Source organism: Desulfuromonas sp. CSMB_57, from assembly GCF_020194955.2.
Taxonomy (GTDB): Bacteria; Desulfobacterota; Desulfuromonadia; order Desulfuromonadales; family Syntrophotaleaceae; genus JAFCIY02.
The window spans coordinates 25624-45837 of record NZ_JAFCIY020000028.1 but is presented as its reverse complement, the minus strand read 5'-3'; the positions used below and the strand labels follow the sequence as shown (position 1 = coordinate 45837).

Annotated in this window: 17 protein-coding genes; 13 read left to right on the top strand and 4 right to left on the bottom strand. The window is 60.9% G+C overall.

Going from position 1 to position 20214, the window contains the following annotated elements; genetic code table 11:
• The first annotated feature begins 17 nt into the window (after positions 1-17).
• A complete protein-coding gene (locus JQN68_RS08880) occupies positions 18-2372 on the top strand; it encodes an HD domain-containing phosphohydrolase (RefSeq protein WP_225072057.1) in 2355 nt (784 codons plus the stop codon).
• A gap of 24 nt (positions 2373-2396) precedes the next feature.
• On the opposite strand, the gene JQN68_RS08875 is transcribed toward JQN68_RS08880, so the two are convergent.
• Positions 2397-3203 (bottom strand): class I SAM-dependent methyltransferase, encoded by an 807-nt coding sequence (locus JQN68_RS08875; protein WP_225072056.1) that lies wholly within the window; start codon positions 3201-3203, stop codon positions 2397-2399.
• A gap of 130 nt (positions 3204-3333) precedes the next feature.
• Between JQN68_RS08875 and JQN68_RS08870 the strand changes: the two genes are divergently transcribed.
• Entirely contained in the window at positions 3334-4560 is a 1227-nt protein-coding gene (locus JQN68_RS08870; protein ID WP_225072055.1) for an OmpP1/FadL family transporter, read from the top strand.
• Between the two features lie 36 nt (positions 4561-4596).
• On the opposite strand, the gene JQN68_RS08865 is transcribed toward JQN68_RS08870, so the two are convergent.
• The 3 genes from JQN68_RS08865 to JQN68_RS08855 form a co-directional block, all read right to left on the bottom strand.
• Complete coding sequence (locus tag JQN68_RS08865; protein WP_225072054.1) at positions 4597-5064, bottom strand: peroxiredoxin; 468 nt, start codon at positions 5062-5064, stop codon at positions 4597-4599.
• A 99-nt stretch (positions 5065-5163) separates the two neighbouring features.
• Entirely contained in the window at positions 5164-5388 is a 225-nt protein-coding gene (locus tag JQN68_RS08860; RefSeq protein WP_225072053.1) for a NifU family protein, read from the bottom strand.
• 201 nt (positions 5389-5589) lie between these two features.
• Positions 5590-6312, bottom strand: coding sequence for a glycerophosphodiester phosphodiesterase (locus JQN68_RS08855; RefSeq protein ID WP_225072052.1), 723 nt, complete (start codon positions 6310-6312; stop codon positions 5590-5592).
• Positions 6313-6516: 204 nt separating this feature from the next.
• Between JQN68_RS08855 and glpX the strand changes: the two genes are divergently transcribed.
• The 11 genes from glpX (at position 6517) to JQN68_RS08800 (ending at position 20180) form a co-directional block, all read left to right on the top strand.
• On the top strand, positions 6517-7476 hold the full coding sequence (gene glpX, locus JQN68_RS08850; RefSeq protein ID WP_225072051.1) for a class II fructose-bisphosphatase: 960 nt from the start codon (positions 6517-6519) through the stop codon (positions 7474-7476).
• Between the two features lie 137 nt (positions 7477-7613).
• Positions 7614-8360 (top strand): YebC/PmpR family DNA-binding transcriptional regulator, encoded by a 747-nt coding sequence (locus JQN68_RS08845; protein ID WP_225072050.1) that lies wholly within the window; start codon positions 7614-7616, stop codon positions 8358-8360.
• 72 nt (positions 8361-8432) lie between these two features.
• Positions 8433-8936: a crossover junction endodeoxyribonuclease RuvC gene (ruvC, locus tag JQN68_RS08840; RefSeq protein ID WP_225072049.1), complete on the top strand. Its 504-nt coding sequence runs from the start codon at positions 8433-8435 to the stop codon at positions 8934-8936.
• 21 nt (positions 8937-8957) lie between these two features.
• Complete coding sequence (gene ruvA, locus JQN68_RS08835) at positions 8958-9557, top strand: Holliday junction branch migration protein RuvA (RefSeq protein ID WP_225072048.1); 600 nt, start codon at positions 8958-8960, stop codon at positions 9555-9557.
• A 106-nt stretch (positions 9558-9663) separates the two neighbouring features.
• On the top strand, positions 9664-10692 hold the full coding sequence (ruvB, locus tag JQN68_RS08830; RefSeq protein WP_225072047.1) for a Holliday junction branch migration DNA helicase RuvB: 1029 nt from the start codon (positions 9664-9666) through the stop codon (positions 10690-10692).
• Positions 10693-10696: 4 nt separating this feature from the next.
• On the top strand, positions 10697-13063 hold the full coding sequence (locus JQN68_RS08825; protein WP_249621124.1) for a hypothetical protein: 2367 nt from the start codon (positions 10697-10699) through the stop codon (positions 13061-13063).
• 113 nt (positions 13064-13176) lie between these two features.
• Positions 13177-13482, top strand: coding sequence for a phasin family protein (locus JQN68_RS08820; protein ID WP_225072045.1), 306 nt, complete (start codon positions 13177-13179; stop codon positions 13480-13482).
• Positions 13483-13484: 2 nt separating this feature from the next.
• Positions 13485-15176 carry an ABC1 kinase family protein gene (locus tag JQN68_RS08815; protein ID WP_225072044.1) on the top strand — a complete coding sequence of 564 codons (1692 nt, stop codon included), beginning with the start codon at positions 13485-13487 and terminating at the stop codon, positions 15174-15176.
• A 268-nt stretch (positions 15177-15444) separates the two neighbouring features.
• Complete coding sequence (lpxC, locus tag JQN68_RS08810) at positions 15445-16374, top strand: UDP-3-O-acyl-N-acetylglucosamine deacetylase (RefSeq protein WP_225072043.1); 930 nt, start codon at positions 15445-15447, stop codon at positions 16372-16374.
• Between the two features lie 150 nt (positions 16375-16524).
• Positions 16525-18771 carry an ATP-binding protein gene (locus tag JQN68_RS08805; RefSeq protein WP_225072042.1) on the top strand — a complete coding sequence of 749 codons (2247 nt, stop codon included), beginning with the start codon at positions 16525-16527 and terminating at the stop codon, positions 18769-18771.
• A 41-nt stretch (positions 18772-18812) separates the two neighbouring features.
• Positions 18813-20180: a sigma-54-dependent transcriptional regulator gene (locus tag JQN68_RS08800; protein ID WP_225072041.1), complete on the top strand. Its 1368-nt coding sequence runs from the start codon at positions 18813-18815 to the stop codon at positions 20178-20180.
• The last annotated feature ends 34 nt before the right edge of the window (positions 20181-20214 follow it).

Sequence of the window (20214 nt, the reverse complement as noted above, 5' to 3'; positions counted from 1 at the left end):
AACCGTTAATGGCGGCTATGGCGACGAATTCTTTGGGGAAAAGCCAACTCTACAACAGTCGCCTGATAGACGTATATCTTAAGCTGCTCAAAAAAAAATATCCCCAGATTAACGCCAACGACATATTAAGCTACGCCAACATCAAGCCCTATGAAGTTGCCGATCAGGGGCATTGGCTGACGCAGGATCAGGTGGACCGGTTTTATGAAAAACTGGTCCAGGCCACAGGCAATCCGCACATCGCCAGGGAGGCCGGGCGGTATGCGGCCTCGCCGGATGCCTTGGGCATCATGCGCCAATATGCCCTCGGTCTGATGGGTCCGGCCAATGCCTTCAAACTGATCCGCCAGGCGACCTCCAACCTGGTCAAATCCGCCATCTACGAATCGGAGGCCATCGGCCCCAACGAAGTCCAACTGACCGTGACACCACGGGACGGGGTGGAGGAAAAGCCCTTTCAGTGCGAAAACCGCATGGGCTTTTTTGAAGCCATCGTCATGATGTTCAACAAGATGCCGCCGACCATCACGCACACAGAATGCGTGTTCAAAGGCGGCAATTCCTGTGTCTACCGCATCAGTTGGGCCAAATCACGGGCCCAGCAATTGAGGAACCTGCGAAAATTGTTCCTGCTGTTCCTGGGTCCGTCGGCCGCCATACTCTGGTTCACGGGCCGGGGAAACCTTCTGACGCCCGCCATCCCCTTGGTGGCGCTACTTTTTCTATTCCTGTCCCTGTTGATTGAGCGACATGAAAAAAGGGATGTTTTCAACAGCTTGAAAAACATCCACGATTCTTCGGACCAGACCATCAACCAGATCAAGACCAGCTACAACAACGCCCTGCTGGCCAATGAAATCGGCCGGGCCATCAGCCGGCACACGGATCTGAGCAAAATCAAGCCGCCCGATCAAAACAACAACGAGGTGGATCTGCTTCTGAATCGGGTCGTGGCCACCCTGCAGAACCGGCTGGATTTCGATCGGGGGCTGATTCTCCTGGCCTCCGACGACCGCTCTCGGCTGACCTACAAAGCCGGATATGGGTATTCCACGGAACTGCGCCAGAAACTGCAGCGCACGGCCTTTCATCTGGACAAGCCCAACTCTCGTGGTATTTTTGTCATCTCCTTCAAACTGCAGAAGCCGTTTTTGATCAATGATATCGACGACATCCAGGAAGATTTGTCCCTGCGCAGCTTTCGGTTCGCCAGGGAACTGGGAGTCAAATCGTTCATCTGCTGCCCGATCATCTATGATGGCGAGTCCATCGGCCTGCTGGCCGTCGACAATATCCATACCAAGCGGCCCCTGATTCAGAGCGACATGTCGCTTTTGATGGGCATCGCGCCGGTCATCGGGGTCAGCATTCGCAACACACAACTGCTAAAAGCCCAGAAACGACAGTTCGACTCCATCCTGCATGTATTGGCTGCCACCATCGATGCCCGGGACCCCCTGACCGCCGGCCACTCCGAAAAGGTCACCGAATATTCCCTGGGTATCTGCCGGGAGTTGGGCATGGACGCCGGCTTCACGGAAATGGTCCGGGTTGCGGCCCTGCTGCACGATTACGGCAAAATCGCGGTACCCGACAGCGTCTTGAAAAAACCCGGCAGGCTGACGGATTACGAATACGAATTGGTCAAAACCCATGCGGCGAAAAGCCGGGAGATTCTGGAGCAGATCAATTTCGAAGGCATCTACCGGGATGTTCCGAGGATCGCCGGCGCCCACCACGAAAAGATGGACGGCAGCGGTTATCCGGAAGGAATGACGGGGGAGGAAATACCTCTGGGCGCCCGCATCATCGCAGTGGCCGACTTTTTTGAAGCCATTACCTCACAGCGCCACTACCGCGATCCCATGCCCTTGGACATCGCCTGTCACCAACTGCTGCAACACCAGGATCAGAGTTTCGATGGCCGCGTCATTGAAGCATTTTTTGCTTATATGAAGCAGCAATACGGCATTCAGCCGGACAACCTGCCGGCCCGCTCGGTGACCCTGGAACGCGATGCGGCCCGGGTGCCTTACCACACGGAAGTCATTCTTCTGCAGGAAGGACGAAAGACAACGGCGACCAGCGCCAACATCAGCAAGGGCGGCATCTATATCGCCACCGAAAACGAATTTCCCGAGGGATCCGCGGTTCAGATCGCCTTCGTGTCACCGGCCCAACCCCATCAGACCGTGAGCCTCAAAGGGCGGGTGGCCTGGACCAACCGGCCCACCTTGCGGCGCAAGGCCGCGCTGCCCATCGGCTTCGGCGTCGAATTCCTCGATCCGCCCCACATTTTTACTGAGGCGGTGTTCAACTTTGTCAAAAATTGCCTGGAAGATCCCCAATATCAGCAAAGCGTCGCTTTTTGATGGCCACGGGGAGTACGGTCCGCGCTAACCGGGCTTGACACCGCGACAGGCAATCAACGGGGTATAGACAAACCGCCTCGGATCCTGAAAGTAGCTCTGAAATTCTTCAAAAAATTCCGCATACCCCCCTTCATAGCCGGCGAAGTCGAAGCCGGAATGGCGCACCGCAACCTCCACTTTTTTGCGCCAGTTGAAGCCGTCAACCTGGTTCAGCTGACCAAAGATGAGGTGGTGGGCCGCCATGCATACATCGATGGACTGGTAGCCTTGATCGAACAGGTAGGAATACAACTTGCGACCGGCAAAGGGATCGAAGTCGGCCGTCTCTTCCAGTATCTGCATGATGCGGCAGATGGCGTCGGTCAGTCTGGGCGGCGCGCCGAAATGGTTCAGGCAGTTATGATCCAGATCGATGAGGCACAGGATGCCACCCGGTGCCAGGATCCGGGTCAGGCGCTCGACGATTTCCCGGGCATGGGTTCGATGATATTCAAGCACGAAACGCACCCAGATGAAATCAAAAGGCCCCAAATCATCCAGAGGCTGATAAAAATCCCGACAACAGAAGCACAGGCCGCTGCCGGAGTAGGTGCGCCGGGCATGTTCTATGCGCTCCGCCGACCCATCCAGTCCCAATGCCATGCCGCCGCCGGGGGCCACCAGTTCCTGGAGAAACGCAGTGGTCTTGCCGCTGCCGCAACCGATGTCCGCCACTCGGAAACCGGGCTTGATTCCCGCCCACAGGGCCTGTTTGTGAACCGAGGCCCGATCCGTTTTCAGGTCCAGCCGAACCGCCTCTTCTTCGCTTTCCATCAGGTACTCGTTGTGCATCCCCGTCTCCAATAAGTTATCGTTGACATGTCCCGCCGGCCATGTTTAATTAAAATCAAAATTTCAGGGACCAGAAACAGTGGCTGCCGCCAGGACGCTGTTCCGATTCGATGAACTCAAGGTGATCATTATGAACGTAACTCTGCACCGGCTTTCCGCCGGCATCCTGCTCATCGGCACGCTTCTTTTTGGTTGGACCGCCGCCGTGCTGGCTTCCGGATTCGGCATCTTCACCCAGGGAGCTTCGGCCACCGCCCGGGCCAATGCGGTGGTTGCCAGTCTTGACGGCCCTGCAGCGGTGTATTTCAATCCCGCCCTGCTCAACGATCTACCGGGCACCCAGGTCGAACTGGGCACGACGGTCATCGTTTCCCAACGTAAATTCAAAAGCAGCCAGACCGGCGGCACCGCGCATAACGAGGATCCGCCCTATTTCCCCAGCTCTTTCTACCTGACCCATACCTTCAGCGAACAGTTCAGTGCCGGCTTGGGCGTTTTCAACCCCTTCGGCCTCGGCACCATCTGGGACGGCGATTGGGAGGGCCGCTACCTGGCCACCAAGTCGCGCATCACCACCTTCAACATCAATCCGGCGCTTTCCTGGCGGGTCACGCCGCGTCTTTCCCTGGCGGCCGGCCTGGACATCCTGCTGCTGGATGCCAAGCTGCAACAGCGACGCCCCTTCCTCCCGGATCTGCCGGATATCAAACAACAGTTCACCGGCGATGGCGAGGGCGTCGGCTTCAACACCGGCCTGTTGCTAAAGATAACCGATCGTCTGTCCCTCGGCGCGACCTACCGCAGCGAAATCAAGGTCGATGTCGACGGCCAGGCCAAACTCGATTTGCCTCTCGGCCTTCCTCCATTGCGTGTCAACGGCCAGACCTCCCTGACCCTGCCGCAGCAGGTCACCGCCGGTCTCGCCTACCGTTTCAATGAACGCTGGACGGCGGAGGCCGGCCTGCGCTGGGAGGGCTGGTCTTCCTTTAAACAGCTGAAAATCGATCTTGACGACAACAGCCAACTCATCGCACCGCGACAATGGCGCGACACCCTGGCCTTCAATGTCGGCGCCCGCTACCAGTGGAGCGACCGCCTGGCCCTGATGGGCGGATATCTCTACGGTGAGAATCCGGTGCCTGACCGCACCTTCGAGCCGGCGGTGCCGGACTCGGACACCCATCTGTTCTGCCTCGGCGCCGAATGGCGCACCGGAGCCACCAAGGTGGCTCTCGCCTATGGCTTTCAGTACCAGGAAGACCGCAGAAAAACCACCAACCTGTATGGCGATATCGCCAACGGCCGCTATGAAAACCAGTTGCATCTGGTCGGACTGAGCGCCAGCTATCAATTCTAAGGCGCCGCCCGCCCAGCCGCGGGCACCTTCGCGGCGTTACAGCGAACGCAGATAAGCGACCACTTCCGCCGGGTGCTCTTCGGCCTTGCGCACCTGCGGCCAGTGTTTGAGCACGCTGCCGTCCGGTCCGATGACGACCGTCGATCGGAGGGTACCCATGGTTTTCTTGCCGTACATGACCTTCTCCCCGTAAGCACCGTAGGCGGTCTGCACGACGCAATCCGGATCCGACAGCAGCACGAAGGGCAAACCGAACTTCTCGATGAAGCGATCATGGGAAGCCAGGCTGTCCTTGCTGACTCCGAGCAGAGTCACGCCCCGCTGCTGCAATTCGGCAAACAGTTCCCGGAAGGAGCAGGCTTCCTTGCTGCACCCGGGGGTATTGTCCTTGGGATAGAAATACAGCACCAGCACCCGTCCGGCATAATCAGCCAGGCGATGGCGTTGTCCATCGCTGCCTTCCAGATCAAAGTCCGGCGCCTTGCCGCCTTCCTGCAATGCCATACCTTCCTCCTTGTTGATCCGTTTGATTCGAGGCGCGCAACCGACGCCTGCTGTACGGTTGCGCGCCTGGACACGGTTCCATTAGCAAAGCGGGTGAAGCTAATCCACCCGGATGACCTCTTTCACGCCGGGGACCTGTTCTTTCAAGGCACGCTCGATTCCCATCTTCAGGGTCATGGTCGACATGGGACAGGAACCGCAGGCGCCCTTCAGACGCACGGCCACGATACCTTCCTCGGTGACCTCAACCAGTTCCACATCACCGCCGTCGGCTTGCAGGGAAGGTCGAACTTTCTCCAGTACGGCAATCACTTGTTCTTTCATGCTCGCCTCACTCTGTCTCTGGTTTGGTTGCTGTCCGGCAAGCAGGCCGGTCAGCGTGATGTCCGTGGGGAAAACCGCCGCGACGTTCCTCCGCCGGCGATGCAACCAACGGAACACCATGCATGCAATCATTTGAATAAATAGTAACATGGAATCCAGGTCGCCGAACAGCCTTCCCGGGATGTTTTTTTCGACCGCATCCTACCGATTCCCGGCGCCATGGAGGCACGGGCGCAGCAGGCCGGGATGGTTGGTGAAGACCCCGTCGACACCCATGTGGCGCAACACCCCGAGCCGCTGCGGGTCATCCACCACCCAGGGATAGACGCGCACCCCGACGGCATGCGCGGCCCGGACCAGATCGGCCGTCACCCGCTCCTGGCGCGGATGCAGGCAGGCGGGAGCGTGCCCCGCAGCCGCAGCCAAGGCCGGCCGCCAACCGCCCCGCTCCGTCAGAAAACCCAGCAGCAGTTGCGGTGCCGATCCGCGCAGTTTTATCAGCAGGGCATGATCGAAGGACGAAACCAGCAAGCGGGCGAGTGGAAAGCGCTGCGCCAAGGCCAGCACCGCCGCTGCGGCCGCGGACTCCTTGATCTCGAGATTGAGGGCCAGGCGATCCCCGGCCCAAGCCAGAACCTCGTCCAGGCGGGGCAGCCCTTCGCCGGCAAACGCCGGGCCAAACCAGGACCCGGCATCCAGAACCGACAATTCCGCCCAGGAGCGGCTACCGACCGGTCCGCGACCGTTGCTGGTCCGCTCCAGGGTGGCGTCGTGCAGCACCACCGGCACGCCGTCAGAGCTCAGATGCACATCCAGCTCAATGCCATCGGCACCCGCTTCCTCGGCAGCCCGAAAGGCCGCCATGGTGTTTTCCGGCGCCACGGCCGAGGCGCCGCGATGCGCCCATAGAAAAAATTCCGCCACGGCTTCCCCTCTTGTCACAAACCTCGAATGTCGAAATATTGTCACCGACAGTTCTCGCGCCATTATAATCACCCGTGGTTCACATGCCAGCAAAAATGTATGGCCCGACGACGGGACGCAGTTCTTGTTTTCCCTGCAAAATCATGCCATGATAGCGCCGCTTCAGCAGAAAATCATTTTCCCGCGGGGAGGATCATTAATTTCATGGATCGCAACTTGGCTTTGGAACTGGTTCGGGTGACGGAGGCCGCCGCCCTGGCATGCGGCCGTTGGGTTGGCAAGGGCGATAAAAACGCGGCGGATCTGGCCGCCACGGAAGCCATGCGGCGCACCCTGGACTCCATCGACATCTGCGGCACGGTCGTGATCGGCGAGGGCGAGATGGACGAGGCGCCCATGCTCTACATCGGCGAGAAGGTCGGCAACGCAGGCTGCAAGGGTCCGGAGATCGACATCGCCGTCGATCCTTTGGAAGGCACCAACATCTGCGCCAAAGGCAAAACCGGCGCCATCACCACCATCGCCCTGGCCCCGCGCGGCGGTTTTCTGCATGCTCCCGACATGTACATGGAAAAGATCGCCGTCGGCCCCGCGGCCCACGGCCTCATCGACTTGACCCTGACTCCGGAAGAAAACCTGCGGCGGGTGGCCGAGGCCAAAAGCTGCTATGTCCAAGATCTGACGGTGGTCATTCTGGACCGTCCGCGCCATGAGAAAATCATCCAGGATGTCCGCAAGGCCGGCGCCCGCATCCATCTCATCTCCGACGGCGATGTCGCGCCGGCCATCGCCGCCACCGTGGAAGGCAGCGGCGTGGACATGATGATGGGGATCGGCGGCGCCCCGGAAGGCGTTCTGGCCGCGGCGGCCCTGAAATGCATGGGCGGCGACATGCGCGGCCGCCTGGTGTTTCTGAACAAGGAAGAAAAGGCCCGGGCGCGCACCATGGGCATCGACGATTTCGACAAAATCTACACCGCCGAAGAGATGGCCTCCGGCGACGTGGTCTTTGCCGCAACCGGCGTCACCAACGGCGAACTGCTGACCGGCGTGCGCTACATGTCCGGCGGCGCGGAAACCCACTCCGTGGTCATGCGCTCCAAGAGCCGCACGGTGCGCTTCATCAACGCCCGGCACCAGTTCGACTTCAAACCGGTTTACTGAAGCTCGAGCCCACCAGGTACCCCACCACGCATGCTCCGAGGTTCTTGTCCGAGCCTCCCGAGTATGCTAAGGTAGGTGCCCTTTTCCCATTTGAAAGATTCAATTGAGATCACAAAGCCGCAAGGAGAACGTGCAGCATGGCAGGACACAGTAAATGGGCCAACATTAAACACCGCAAAGGCGCCCAGGACGCCAAGCGGGGTAAAGTCTTCACCAAACTGATCAAGGAAATCACTATCGCCACCAAGATCGGCGGGGCGGATCCCGCTGCCAACCCGCGTCTGCGCACCGCCATCGACAAGGCCAAAAGCGGCAACATGGCCAAGGATTCCATCGAGCGCGCCATCAAAAAGGGCAGCGGCGATCTGGATGGCGTGTCCTACGAGGAAGGCACTTTCGAGGGTTACGGTCCGGGCGGGGTGGCGGTCATCGTCGAATTCATGACCGACAACCGGACCCGCACGGTGGCCGATGTCCGGCACATCTTCAGCAAACACAACGGCAGCCTCGGGGTCAACGGTTCCGTCGCTTTCCTGTTCGATCGCAAGGGCCTCATCTCCTTTCCCACCGACATGGACTTTGACGCCCTGTTCGAAGCCGCTCTCGAAGCCGGTGCCGAAGATGTCAAGGACGAAGGGGATGCCTACGAGATCATCACCGATCCGAACAACTTCATGGCGGTCCGGGATGCCATCGCCGAACTGGGACTGAAATGGGACAATGCCGAGGTCACCATGATTCCACAAACCATGGTTCAACTGGAAGGCAAGCAGGCGGAACAGATGCTGAAGATGATGGACAAGCTGGAGGACAACGATGATGTCCAGAACGTCTACGCCAACTTCGACATCAGCGAGGAAGAAATTGCCCGCATCATGGGCTGAAGCCCTCGGCGCCGCAGCCCGTCCCGACATCGGGCGGAGGGTGGCGGCCGGCGCCTTTTCCGAAAGGTCTGCATGCGCATCCTAGGCATCGACCCCGGCAGCCGCATCACCGGCTATGGACTGGTGGAAAAGATCGGCAACCGCCTGCGACATATGGACAACGGCGCCATCATCACCAACAGCAAGGCGCCCATGCCGGAGCGCCTGCAGATCATCTACCGGCAACTCAACCGGATCATCGACGAGTATGCCCCCCAGGCGGTGGCCGTCGAACGCATCTTTGTCGCCAAGAACGCCCTGTCGGCCCTGAAGCTCGGACACGCCCGCGGGGTGGCCATGCTGGCCGGAGTCAACGCCGGCCTGCCGGTGGCGGAATACAGCGCCGTGGAGGTCAAAAACGCCGTGGTCGGCTATGGCAGGGCAGCCAAAACCCAGGTTCAGCACATGGTCCGGGTACTGTTGGCACTGCCCGAGATCGCCCAGGAAGACGCCTCGGATGCCTTGGCCGTCGCCATCTGCCATGCTCACTGCCATGAGTTGGCCTGCAGGCTGGACAGCGCTGCCCTGCGGTCCTGAACACCTTATCAGGAGAGGCCCTTGATCGCTTTGCTCAGCGGACAACTGGTCAGCAAGCAGGTCAGCCAGATCATCGTCGATGTCGGCGGCGTCGGCTACCGCCTCATGATCCCTCTGTCCACCTTTTATGCCTTGCCGGATGAAGGGCCGGTGCGGGTTCATGTGCACACCCATGTGCGAGAGGACGCCATCCTCCTGTTCGGCTTTTTGACCCCGGTCGAAAAGGAACTCTTCATCCTGCTGCTGTCCGTCTCCGGCATCGGCCCCAAGGTTGCTCTCAACATCCTTTCCCAGTTGCCCGCCGAGGAACTACGCGGCGCCCTGGCGCGGGGCGACGCCCAGCGCCTGGCGACGGTGCCCGGCATCGGCAAAAAAACCGCCGAGCGCCTGATTCTTGAACTGCGGGAAAAGATCGGTCCCGTTGGCCACAGCGAAGGCCCCGGACTGTCTGTCGCCGACCGGCAGACAACCAGTGATATGCGTGACGATGCCCTGTCGGCCCTGGTCAATCTGGGATACAAGGAAAATCTTTCCCGCAAAGCCCTCGAGAGCCTGGCGCCGCAACCCGGGGTTGGCCTGGAGGAGATCCTGAAGCAGGCGCTGAAGATTCTCATGCGCTGAAGCATGGCCACCGACGGCCCCGGGACGGGTATTTTCCCTTTTCCGCCCGGCGCTTTCCCTGTATCCTTGATTCCGTTATTCTCCAGCTCCAGCCCGGCAGGATCTCATGGACGATCGCCTCATCGCACCCGACAGCAGCATTGAAGACCAAGGCATTGAAACCACGCTGCGGCCTCGCTCCCTGAACGAATATATCGGCCAGGCCAAGGCCAAGGACAACCTGCAGGTCTTCATCGATGCGGCCCGGGGCCGGCGTGAATCCCTCGACCATGTCCTGTTCTACGGCCCGCCGGGCCTGGGCAAGACCACCCTGGCCAATATCGTGGCTTGCGAAATGGGGGTCCACATCAAGAGCACCTCGGGACCGGTCATCGAAAAACCCGGCGATCTGGCGGCCATCCTGACCAATCTGAGCGAAGGCGACGTGCTGTTCATCGATGAGATTCACCGCCTGTCACCCGTGGTCGAGGAAATCCTCTATCCGGCCATGGAGGATTATCAGCTGGATATCATCATCGGCCAGGGGCCGTCGGCACGGACCATCAAACTGGACATTCCGCGTTTCACCCTGGTCGGGGCGACCACCCGGGCCGGCCTGCTGTCCTCGCCGCTGCGTGATCGGTTCGGGGTCATCTGCCGCCTGGAATTCTATGCCGTCGAAGACCTGGCCACCATCGTCCGGCGCAGCAGCGGCATCCTCGGCATCGCCATCGAGCGGGATGGTGAACTGGAAATCGCCCGCCGCAGCCGCGGCACGCCCCGTATCGCCAATCGCCTGCTGCGCCGGGTCCGCGATTTCGCCCAGATCCTGGGCGACGGTGTCATCTCCCGCGAAATCGCCGATTTGGCCCTGTCCCGCCTGGAAGTGGACCGCAGCGGCCTCGATCACATGGACCGTCGTTTGCTGCTGACCATCATCGACAAGTTCGCCGGCGGGCCCGTTGGGCTGGAAACCTTGGCGGCCGCCATCGGCGAGGAAAAAGACACCCTGGAGGATGTCATCGAGCCCTACCTGCTGCAACAGGGATTTCTCAACCGCACCCCGCGCGGCCGCATGGCCACCAGCCTCGCCTACGGGCATTTCGACCGGCGCCCGCTGGAGCGGGCACCGGGGGGCGGCCTGTTCGATCCGTGATGCCATGAGCCATCGCAACCCCGGCGGCATGGATCCGCAGACAGTCCGGCAACTGGCGCAACAATTGGCACGCTGGGCCACGGACGTTATTGAACGCGGCCGCACTCCCTTCCGGCGAGCCGAAGTCTTTCCGCGCCTGTGCACCGCCGTTGGCACCATGGCTCCTCCCCTGGTGCTCTGGATCAACCGCGACAGCTACATGGCCGGCGGGGTGATTTTCTTTCCCGTTGAAACAACTCCGGAGTCCCTCGAGCAGGCCGCGGCCTGCGCCGCAGCCCTGGGTTTGAGCATTTTCACCACCTGGGGCGCCCGGGAAATCACCTATTGGCAGTTCCGGGACCAGAGTGCCACACCTCTCCGCAGTTGGCCTCTGAAACGCACCAGCAAAACCAGTACGGCGGATTTCCATGATGCCCTGCTGCGACTCATGGAGGATCTCAAGGCCTATAGCGTGCTGGGCGCCCTGCCGGTCGGCCAAATGCCCCCGTGCTACCTGGCCAATATGTATCAAGCAACCTTGGGGGGCGTAATCCCCATGCTCACCGCGGACCGACACCGGCATGGCCTGGCGGAGTACGCCGCCGGCCAGGAGATACCGTCAGCCCGCGACCAGGCGGGACTCACCCTTGGCCGCCTGCTGGCCCTGTTGCAAGCCAACCAACTACCGACGGTGATTGCCGCCGGCGACCTGGAAAGGGTCCTGGTTGCGGCCCTGCCGACCCTGGACGAGCCACTGCAAAGTGCCCTGCGGCGGCGAAGTCAGGAACCGGTCCTGCCCGAACCCTGCCTGGTGCGTTTTCATCTGCTGCTGCATCGCCTCCGGCAGTTGGATCTGAGTCGGGACCGGGCCCGGGCCGCCGCCGCTCTGGAGATCCTGCTGCAGCACCAGGCGGAAGCCCTCGGCGGCCGTCCCCTGCCGGCCGGCGGCGACGCGACCGGGCCCAGCCTGTTCCTGTTTCCCGACGCCCCACCCGCAACCCACTGCGCCTTCGGCGAAGCAGCCACGCCGGCTCTGAGCGGTCTGCTGGCCCTGCTGCGGCAGCTGCGCGGCCTGCCGCAGCCCCGCTGCCAGGTTGACGATCCCCTGTGCCTGCCCGCAAAGCCTGCTCCTTCCACCATCTGCGGCACCCTGGATGACGGCCGAACGCCCCTGCCGGAACAACGCCGGGTGATGACCACGCAGTTGCGCATCTCCTGGCCGGCCCGACGTTTTCGCCTGCCGCCGGCGACCCCGCGCTGGGCCTGGCAACTGCTCCATGTGCTGGGCCTGGCCGCTCCCCATGCCCGCCTGACCCTGGTCACCCCGGACGGCTGGCTGTCCAGCGACTTCGGCCGCCTGCTGTTGCAATGGATTCAGGAGACGGCCAGCATCATGGGCTTGCGCCGTGAACCTGGTCGCTGCCTGCAACTCGACCTGATCAAGCAACGGCAGTGGGATGGCGCCACGGTCCTGGAACAGGCAGGTCACGCCCGCAGCGTCCCCTGGGCGACTCTGCTGGCGGGCCCGCCGGTCTTGACGGCGCTCTACCTGGAACTTCCAGACCCCCTTTACCTGGCGCTGCGCGAGGGCCGCTTGGTCATTCCCGAACCGACGCAATGGCCGGTCGGTCATCTGGATATCCTCCACCTTTTCTTGCGCTCGAAACTAGGCCGTTACCTTTGGCAACAGGTCGGCGGCGGCCGCGCCCTGCCCCGCCGCGGACTGCTCGAAAAACAGGCGAAAACCACCGGCCTGCCGCTACCCCAACTGCCAACCCTGAAAGGCCTGCAGCGATGGTGTGACGAACAGGGCCAAGACGGCCCGGACCCCGCCCGTTTTGAAAGCGAGTTGGCCGTCTGGCTGCCGGACTGCATCCCGCCGCCGATGTCGGAGCCGCCCCCGTGCGCCACCTGGGCGCAAGATCGTGCCCCCATCGACGACGATCAATTGGCCATGGTGGCTCAGCGGGTGTTCCTGGACGGCGTACCGCGCTTTCCCGAACAATACCTGTACGATTACTACCGCCCGGATCTGCAACACTACGAATACCGTGGCGCGCTGCGGGCCGGAGCGGAATTTTTCGGCTGCATCGAGTTGCAGGACACTGGCGGTCGGATTTTCCGGGTCCAGGGCCGCGACACGGCGCGCGCCCTGCTCCTGATTGCCGCCTGCCGGCCCGCGCCGGTGCAATTGCCGACGGATCCCAGGCTGGTCGCCGCCATTCTCGACCGTTATCTCACGGATCTGCAGCGCCTGCGCCGCGACCTGCTGCAGGCTCTCCGCCAGCAATTTCCGGATACCGACACGACGGAGACCCTGGCCGACCAAATCTGGATGGAACGCGGCCTGCCGCCCTGGTCCCTGGTCCAGGATACGCTCTCCCCGCTTTGATCCGCAGAGACCGTTCCGGGACCCTGCCGGGTCGATGACACGCCCCTCGCCCTGTGCTATGCTTTAACCTCCATCCCGAATTGATTTCAACCTGTTACACCTAGGAGGGAACCATGCTCGATCTGTTGCAGAAAACCCTGCTGGCCGGCATCGGCGCCCTGGCCCTGAGCCAGAAAAAGGCCGAGGAACTGATTTCCGAGTTGCAAAAGCAATTCAGTCTCGGTGATGAAAAAGCCCGGGAAATGCTGGCCTCCCTGCGCGAAACGGTGCGCCACAACCAGCAACAACTGGAGGACCTGGCCCGCGAAGAGGTCCGCAAGGCCTGCAGCGAATGCGGCCTGATCACGCAGGAAGCCTTTGAAAAACTCGAACAGAGGGTGCTGGCCCTGGAAAAACAGCTGGAAACGGACCAGCCCTGACCATGTTGAGCCTGACCCGGTTGCATCGCAACATCCGCTCCCTGCGTCGCTACCGGCAGGTTCTCGGGGTTCTGGTCAAATACGGTTTCGGCCAGATTCTCGATCAGCTGCCCCTGGGGCATCTGCTTGAGCGCGGCCGGCAGCTGTTGTCCCGGCGGCCTTCCCGGCGCACCCTGGAGCAACTGACCCCGGCGGTGCGTCTGCGGATGGCCATGGAGGAATTGGGACCGACCTTCGTCAAACTCGGTCAATTGCTCTCCACCCGTCCGGATCTCATCCCCCAGGAGTATGTGGCGGAGTTCAGCAAGTTGCAGGATCGCGTTCCGCCCTTCCCCCTGTCGGAGGTGGAACTGCAGATCGAACGCCAACTCGGCTCCCCGGTCGGGGCGCTGTTCCTGCATTTCGACGCCGCCCCCCTGGCAGCCGCCTCCATGGCCCAGGTCCACCGAGCCGTACTGAAAAGCGGGGCGGAAGTGGTGGTCAAGGTCCGGCGGCCCGGCATCGAGCAGGTCATCGCCACCGATCTCGACATCCTCATGGGCCTGGCGGTGCTGGCCGAACGGCACCTGCCCTCCTGGCATCCCTTCGATCCCGTCGGACTGGTGAAAGCCTTCCGCCGCACCCTCAACCGGGAAATGGATTTTTCCCGAGAGGGCCACACCATCGAGCGTTTTGCCGCCAATTTCCGAGATGATTCCACGGTCCATGTTCCGCTCCTGTATCGGGACCTGTGCGGCGAAACGGTCCTGACCATGGAGTATATCGACGGCATCAAGGTCAACGAATTCGACCGCCTGCGCATCGCCGGCCACGACCTGCAAGCCATCGCCCGCCACGGCGCCGACGCCCTGCTCACGCAGGTGCTGGTTCATGGCCTGTTCCATGGCGACCCGCATCCCGGCAACCTGTACATCCTGCCCGACAACGTCATCTGCTTCCTGGATTACGGCATGGTCGGGCGCCTGGACCGGGACATGATGTACCAACTGGTCGATCTCCTGAGCGGCATCCTGCAACGCGACGTGGAGAAAGTCACCCAACTGCTGCTGTATTCCGGCGAACTCGAGGACGAACTGGTTCTGACCGAGCTGAAAAAAGCGGTGCACGACTTCATCGATGATTATTACGAACTGCCCCTGCAGGAAATCCATACCGGGCAGTTGCTGGCCGACTTCATCGACCTGCTGGCCCAGTTCCGCATCAAATTTCCGCCCGATCTGCTGCTCCTGGCCCGGGCCCTGATCACCATGGAAGGGATCGGCCGCCAACTGGACCCGCAGTTCAACATGGTTCAGCATCTCAAGCCCTTCCTTGAACGCCTGGCACGGGAACGCCTGGCGCCGGGCAACCTGGGCAGGGAATTGCTGCGGGTCCTGCAAGGATACGGCGGCCTGCTGCGCAGTCTGCCCCAGGAACTGCGCGAACTGCTCAATCGGTTACGGCACAACAAAATCAAGATCGAACTTGAGCACCGGGGACTGGACCATCTCATCACCGATCTGGACAAATCCAGTAACCGCCTGTCCTTCAGCATGTTGATCAGTGCCTTGATCATCGGCTCCTCTCTGGTCATGCTGACGGACAAAGGGCCCCTGCTGTTCGGTTTTCCGGTCATGGGACTGATCGGCTATTCCGTCGCCGGACTGCTCGGACTCTGGCTGGCCATCGCCATTCTTCGCTCCGGCCGCCTTTAGGGGAGGGATGCCGAACCCCATCCCCGCTTCCGGCGGATTACTTTGCAACGGCCTGCCGGCGTGCCTCCCGTACCAGGTCACCGCCGTGCATGACAGTGTGGCGCAAATGCCACACTTGCCATCCATGCCACACTGAAAACCGTGACCTCAACCCCTTCCCAAGAAAATAAATGTATAATTTCAATAATTTAAACAATTTCCTTGTTTGGCATGAGCCTTGCTTGTAAAATATCACCAGCTCCACAGAACCTCAGCAGAAAGGCTCACCATGATTTTTCAGACCACTTTGAAGCGCTCCGTCGAGATTGCCGGCATCGGCCTGCACACGGGTTGCCCGATCACCATGAAACTGCGTCCGGCAACCAGCGGCACCGGCATCGTCTTTCACCGCATCGACGGCCCGCTGCCCGTCTCCATCGAAGCCGTGTCCGCCAACGTGGTCGATACCCGCATGGCCACCGTCATCGGCCGGGACGGGGTGAGCGTTTCCACCATCGAACATCTCATGGCGGCCCTGTCCGCCTGCGGCATCGACAATCTGCACATCGACATCGATGGCCCGGAAGTTCCGGTCATGGACGGCAGCGCCGCCACCTTCGTCGCCCAACTGCAGCAGGCCGGTATCCGGCAACTGGAGCGGCGCCGCAAATATCTGGCGGTGCGCAAGCCCGTTACCCTGGTCGAAGGCGACAAGCGAGTCAGCATCATTCCTTCGCGGTTCTTCCGGGTGACCTTCGACATCGATTTCGCCCACGCCAGCATCGGGCAACAGCACCGGACCATCAAGGTATCCGAAGCCTCCTTCCGCACCGAGATTGCCTCCGCGCGGACCTTCGGCTTCTACCGGGAAGTCGAATATCTTAAAGCCAATGGCCTGGCCCGCGGCGGTTCCCTGGAAAACGCCGTGGTCATCGGTGACGAGGGCATTCTCAACCCCGAAGGGTTGCGCTTCAGCGACGAATTCGTACGCCACAAAATCCTGGACGCCGTTGGCGATTTCAGCCTGGCCGGCTATCCGATCCTGGGCCACGTCAAAGCCGTGAAATCCGGCCACGACCTCAATCACAAACTGGTGGAAAAACTTCTGGCCAGCCCCGATTGCTGGCAATTGGTGGAAGCCGCCGAAGAAGAGGCTCTGCCGGCCATCGGCATCGGACATCGGGCGCCGATTGCGGCCCTGGCCCTGTCGGAAGCCTGAACTTCCGCCAGCATTTCATTTCGTCAGTCATAACAAAAAAAGCAGCCGAAGGGCTGCTTTTTTTGTTGCACACCAAGGGCGCGCAGTTGCATTTTTTTCTCGGCTCGGCCTAGAATTACAGGCCAAGCTGTTACCAGGAGAACGCCCGCAATGAAGCAACCATCCACAGAACAACACAAACTCCGTGAAACCCGCAAACGGCGCCGGGAATGGGTGCTGATCGGTCTGCTTGCCGGCGTTGTGACTTTACTGTCGCTCTTCGAAAACCGCGTTTTCGAATTTGCCAATCGCGTTCCCCTCACCAAGAACGTGCTGGTGCTGCTGCTCATCAATCTCAACATCCTGCTCATTCTTCTGACCCTGTTCCTGGTCTTTCGCAACCTGTTCAAATTGCTGGTGGAGCGTCGCCGCGAGGTGCCCGGCAACCGACTGCGCACCCGACTGGTGGTGATTTTCATCACCCTGTCTCTGGTACCGACGGCCCTGCTGTTTTTGGTCGCGGCCGGCTTTATCTCCAAATCCATCGAAAGCTGGTTCAGCGACCAGATCGAAACCTCCCTGGAGGAGTCTCTGGAGGTCGCCCAGACCTATTACAAGAATTCCGCGGCCAATGCTCTCTACTACGGCGACCAACTGGCCCGCATCATCCGGGAACAGCGACTGCTCAATGAAGCCAACCTGCCGGAGTTGCGGCGCGTCATCACGGAAAAACAGCAGGAGTACAACCTGGGGGTGGTGGAGGTGTTTTCCGCCACCTATGAGGAACTGGTCCGGGCCGCCAACCCCCAGGTGCCCATCGCCGACTTCACCGATCCCGGCAGCGAGGCGATTCGGGAAGCCCTCCAGGGCAACCGCTTTACCCGCATCACCCCCATCGGCAAGGCGGACCTGATTCGCGGCATCGTGCCGGTCTTCTCCACCTGGAATCCCGATGACGTGGTCGGGGTGGTGGTGGTCAATTATTACGTGCCCTACTCCCTGGTCAGCAAAATGCAGGAGATCTCGGCCTCCTACGAACAGTACAAAAGCACCCAACTGCTACAGGACCGCATCCAGAAAGGCTACATCCAGATTCTCCTCATCATCTCCCTGGCCATCCTCTTTCTGGCGACCTGGTTCGGCTTTCACCTGGCCCGAACCATCACGGTCCCCATCCAGGAACTGCTGCTGGCCACCCGGCGCATCGCCGAAGGCGATCTGGAAGTCCAGCTCGAACCCCAGAGCGATGACGAAATCGCCATGCTGGTGGACGCCTTCAACCGCATGACCCGGGACCTGCGCCACAGCCGGGACGACATCGATCAGGCCAACCGGGACCTGCGTTCGTCCAACCTGGAATTGGACCAGCGGCGGCGTTACATGGAAATCGTCCTGCGCAACGTCACCGCCGGGGTCATCTCCGTCGATCGCCATGGCAAGCTGACCACCATCAACAAATCCGCCGAAAAATTGCTGCGCATCAAGACCAGCAAGGTCCTCGGTCGGCATTTCCGCGAGGTGTTGGCCGCCGAGCATCTGACCATCATCGACGATCTGCTCAAGAGCCTGGGTCAATCGGGCAAGGATTCCATTTCCCAACAGTTGACGGTCCCCTTTGACGATCATAAGCTGACCCTGCAACTGCACATCACCACCCTGCGCGACGAAACCGGCGTATTCATGGGTACCGTGGTGGTGTTCGACGACCTGACCCACATCGTCAAGGCCCAGCGCATGGCTGCCTGGCGTGAGGTGGCACGCCGCATCGCCCACGAAATCAAGAATCCCCTGACGCCCATCCGCCTATCGGCGCAACGTCTGCGGCGTCGCTATCTGGACCGTTTCGACGAGGATGACGGGGTCTTCGACGACTGTACCAGCATGATCATCAAACAGGTTGACGAATTGAAGGTGCTGGTCGATGAATTTTCCAACTTCGCCAAGATGCCGGCGGTCAACCCGACACCCAACAATCTCAACGAGGTGATCAGTGAAGCTCTGGTGCTGTACCAGGAGGCCCATCGGCGCATTCATTTCGAACTGGTGACCGATCCGGACCTGCCGGTATTCTCCCTGGACCGGGACCAGATCAAGCGCGCCGTCATCAACATGCTCGACAATGCCGTCGCTGCTATCGACGGGACCGGCCGGATTCGGCTTGAAACCCACTACAGCCAGGAGTTGCAGATGGTCAGCCTGGTCATTGCCGATGACGGCTGCGGCATTCCGGCCGAAGACAAGCCCCGGCTGTTCGAACCCTACTTTTCCACCAAGAAGTCGGGCACCGGCCTGGGACTGGCCATTGTCGCCACCATCATCGCCGATCACCACGGTTATATCCGGGTCAAGGACAACCCGCCCAAAGGCACCAAGTTCATTGTCGAATTGCCGGTTGCCGAGACCGGTTTGGCAGTTTGAGCGAAACAGCCGGGAACAATTCGGCATGATGAGGACGAACCATGCAAACCATTTTGATTATTGACGATGAACCAAGCATCCGGGAAAGCCTGGAGGGCATCCTGGAGGATGAAGGCTATCGCACCCTGCTGGCCGAAACCGGTGAATCCGGTCTGGCTCTGGCGCGGGAGGAATGCCCCGATCTGGTCCTGTTGGATGTCTGGCTGCCGGGCATGGACGGCCTGGAAACCCTGAGCCGGCTGCGGGAAAGCAATCCCGAACAACTGGTCATCATGATGAGCGGCCACGGCACCATCGAGACGGCGGTCAAGGCCACCAAACTGGGCGCCCTCGATTTCATCGAAAAGCCCCTGTCCCTGGAAAAGGTCCTGCTGTCCATCGATAACGCCCTCAAGCTCGGCCGCCTGGTGGAGGAAAATCGTTCCCTGAAGGCATCCATGGCCAAGGACTGTGAGATGCTCGGCAACAGCCCGGCCATCTGCCATCTCAAGGAACAGATCGCCATCGCCGCGCCCACCTCGGGATGGGTGCTTATCACCGGGGAAAACGGGACCGGCAAGGAACTGGTGGCACGGGCCATCCATAATCTGTCGAAACGCGGCGACAAACCTTTCGTCGAGGTCAACTGCGCCGCCATTCCCGAGGAACTCATCGAGTCGGAACTGTTCGGGCATGAAAAGGGGGCCTTCACCGGCGCCACGGCCCAACGCAAGGGAAAGTTCGATTTGGCCCACCAAGGGACACTGTTTCTGGATGAAATCGGGGATATGAGCCTGAAAACCCAGGCCAAGATTCTGCGTATCCTGCAGGAAAGGAAGTTCGAACGGGTCGGAGGAAGCCGCACCATAGAAGTCGATGTACGCGTCATCGCCGCCACCAACAAGGATCTTGAAGAAGAGATCCGGCAGGGCCGTTTCCGCCAGGACCTCTATTACCGTCTCAATGTCCTGCCCTTCCATGTGCCGCCCCTGCGCCACCGCCGGGGGGACATCATGCTCCTCGCCGAGCATTTTCTGGCCCATTTCTGTCGGCAGGAAAGCCGTGACAGCAAACGGTTCAGCCCGGAAGCCGCGGAAGCCCTGCGGGCTTATGCCTGGCCGGGGAATGTGCGGGAATTGAAAAACGTGGTGGAACGCCTGGTCATCATGGTGGCCCACGAAACCATCCTGGCCGAGGATCTGCCGGAGGGCATCCAGGGCTCCGGGGCCGGCATGAAAACCGGCCTGCCACTGCCCGCCTTTGACGACATGACCTTCAAACAGGCCCGGGATGAATTCGAACGGGAGTTCATCCAGCAGAAACTGGAGGAATTCGACGGCAACGTCTCGCGCACCGCGGAAGCCATCGATCTGGAGCGCTCCAACCTGCACCGCAAGATCAAGTCCTACGGCATCGAACTGAAAAAATAAAACAGCCCGGTGGCATGCCACCGGGCCTGGGTCT

What these genes read in the sequence shown, in the direction of transcription:
- JQN68_RS08875 (WP_225072056.1), bottom strand. Translation starts at nt 3,203, where the DNA reads ATGCACAACGAGTACCTGATGGAAAGCGAAGAAGAGGCGGTTCGGCTG.
- JQN68_RS08820 (WP_225072045.1), top strand. Translation starts at nt 13,177, where the DNA reads ATGCTCGATCTGTTGCAGAAAACCCTGCTGGCCGGCATCGGCGCCCTG.
- glpX (WP_225072051.1), top strand. Translation starts at nt 6,517, where the DNA reads ATGGATCGCAACTTGGCTTTGGAACTGGTTCGGGTGACGGAGGCCGCC.
- JQN68_RS08865 (WP_225072054.1), bottom strand. Translation starts at nt 5,064, where the DNA reads ATGGCATTGCAGGAAGGCGGCAAGGCGCCGGACTTTGATCTGGAAGGC.
- JQN68_RS08845 (WP_225072050.1), top strand. Translation starts at nt 7,614, where the DNA reads ATGGCAGGACACAGTAAATGGGCCAACATTAAACACCGCAAAGGCGCC.
- JQN68_RS08815 (WP_225072044.1), top strand. Translation starts at nt 13,485, where the DNA reads ATGTTGAGCCTGACCCGGTTGCATCGCAACATCCGCTCCCTGCGTCGC.
- JQN68_RS08860 (WP_225072053.1), bottom strand. Translation starts at nt 5,388, where the DNA reads ATGAAAGAACAAGTGATTGCCGTACTGGAGAAAGTTCGACCTTCCCTG.
- JQN68_RS08880 (WP_225072057.1), top strand. Translation starts at nt 18, where the DNA reads ATGGCGACGAATTCTTTGGGGAAAAGCCAACTCTACAACAGTCGCCTG.
- ruvB (WP_225072047.1), top strand. Translation starts at nt 9,664, where the DNA reads ATGGACGATCGCCTCATCGCACCCGACAGCAGCATTGAAGACCAAGGC.
- JQN68_RS08805 (WP_225072042.1), top strand. Translation starts at nt 16,525, where the DNA reads ATGAAGCAACCATCCACAGAACAACACAAACTCCGTGAAACCCGCAAA.
- lpxC (WP_225072043.1), top strand. Translation starts at nt 15,445, where the DNA reads ATGATTTTTCAGACCACTTTGAAGCGCTCCGTCGAGATTGCCGGCATC.
- JQN68_RS08800 (WP_225072041.1), top strand. Translation starts at nt 18,813, where the DNA reads ATGCAAACCATTTTGATTATTGACGATGAACCAAGCATCCGGGAAAGC.
- JQN68_RS08825 (WP_249621124.1), top strand. Translation starts at nt 10,697, where the DNA reads ATGAGCCATCGCAACCCCGGCGGCATGGATCCGCAGACAGTCCGGCAA.
- ruvC (WP_225072049.1), top strand. Translation starts at nt 8,433, where the DNA reads ATGCGCATCCTAGGCATCGACCCCGGCAGCCGCATCACCGGCTATGGA.
- JQN68_RS08870 (WP_225072055.1), top strand. Translation starts at nt 3,334, where the DNA reads ATGAACGTAACTCTGCACCGGCTTTCCGCCGGCATCCTGCTCATCGGC.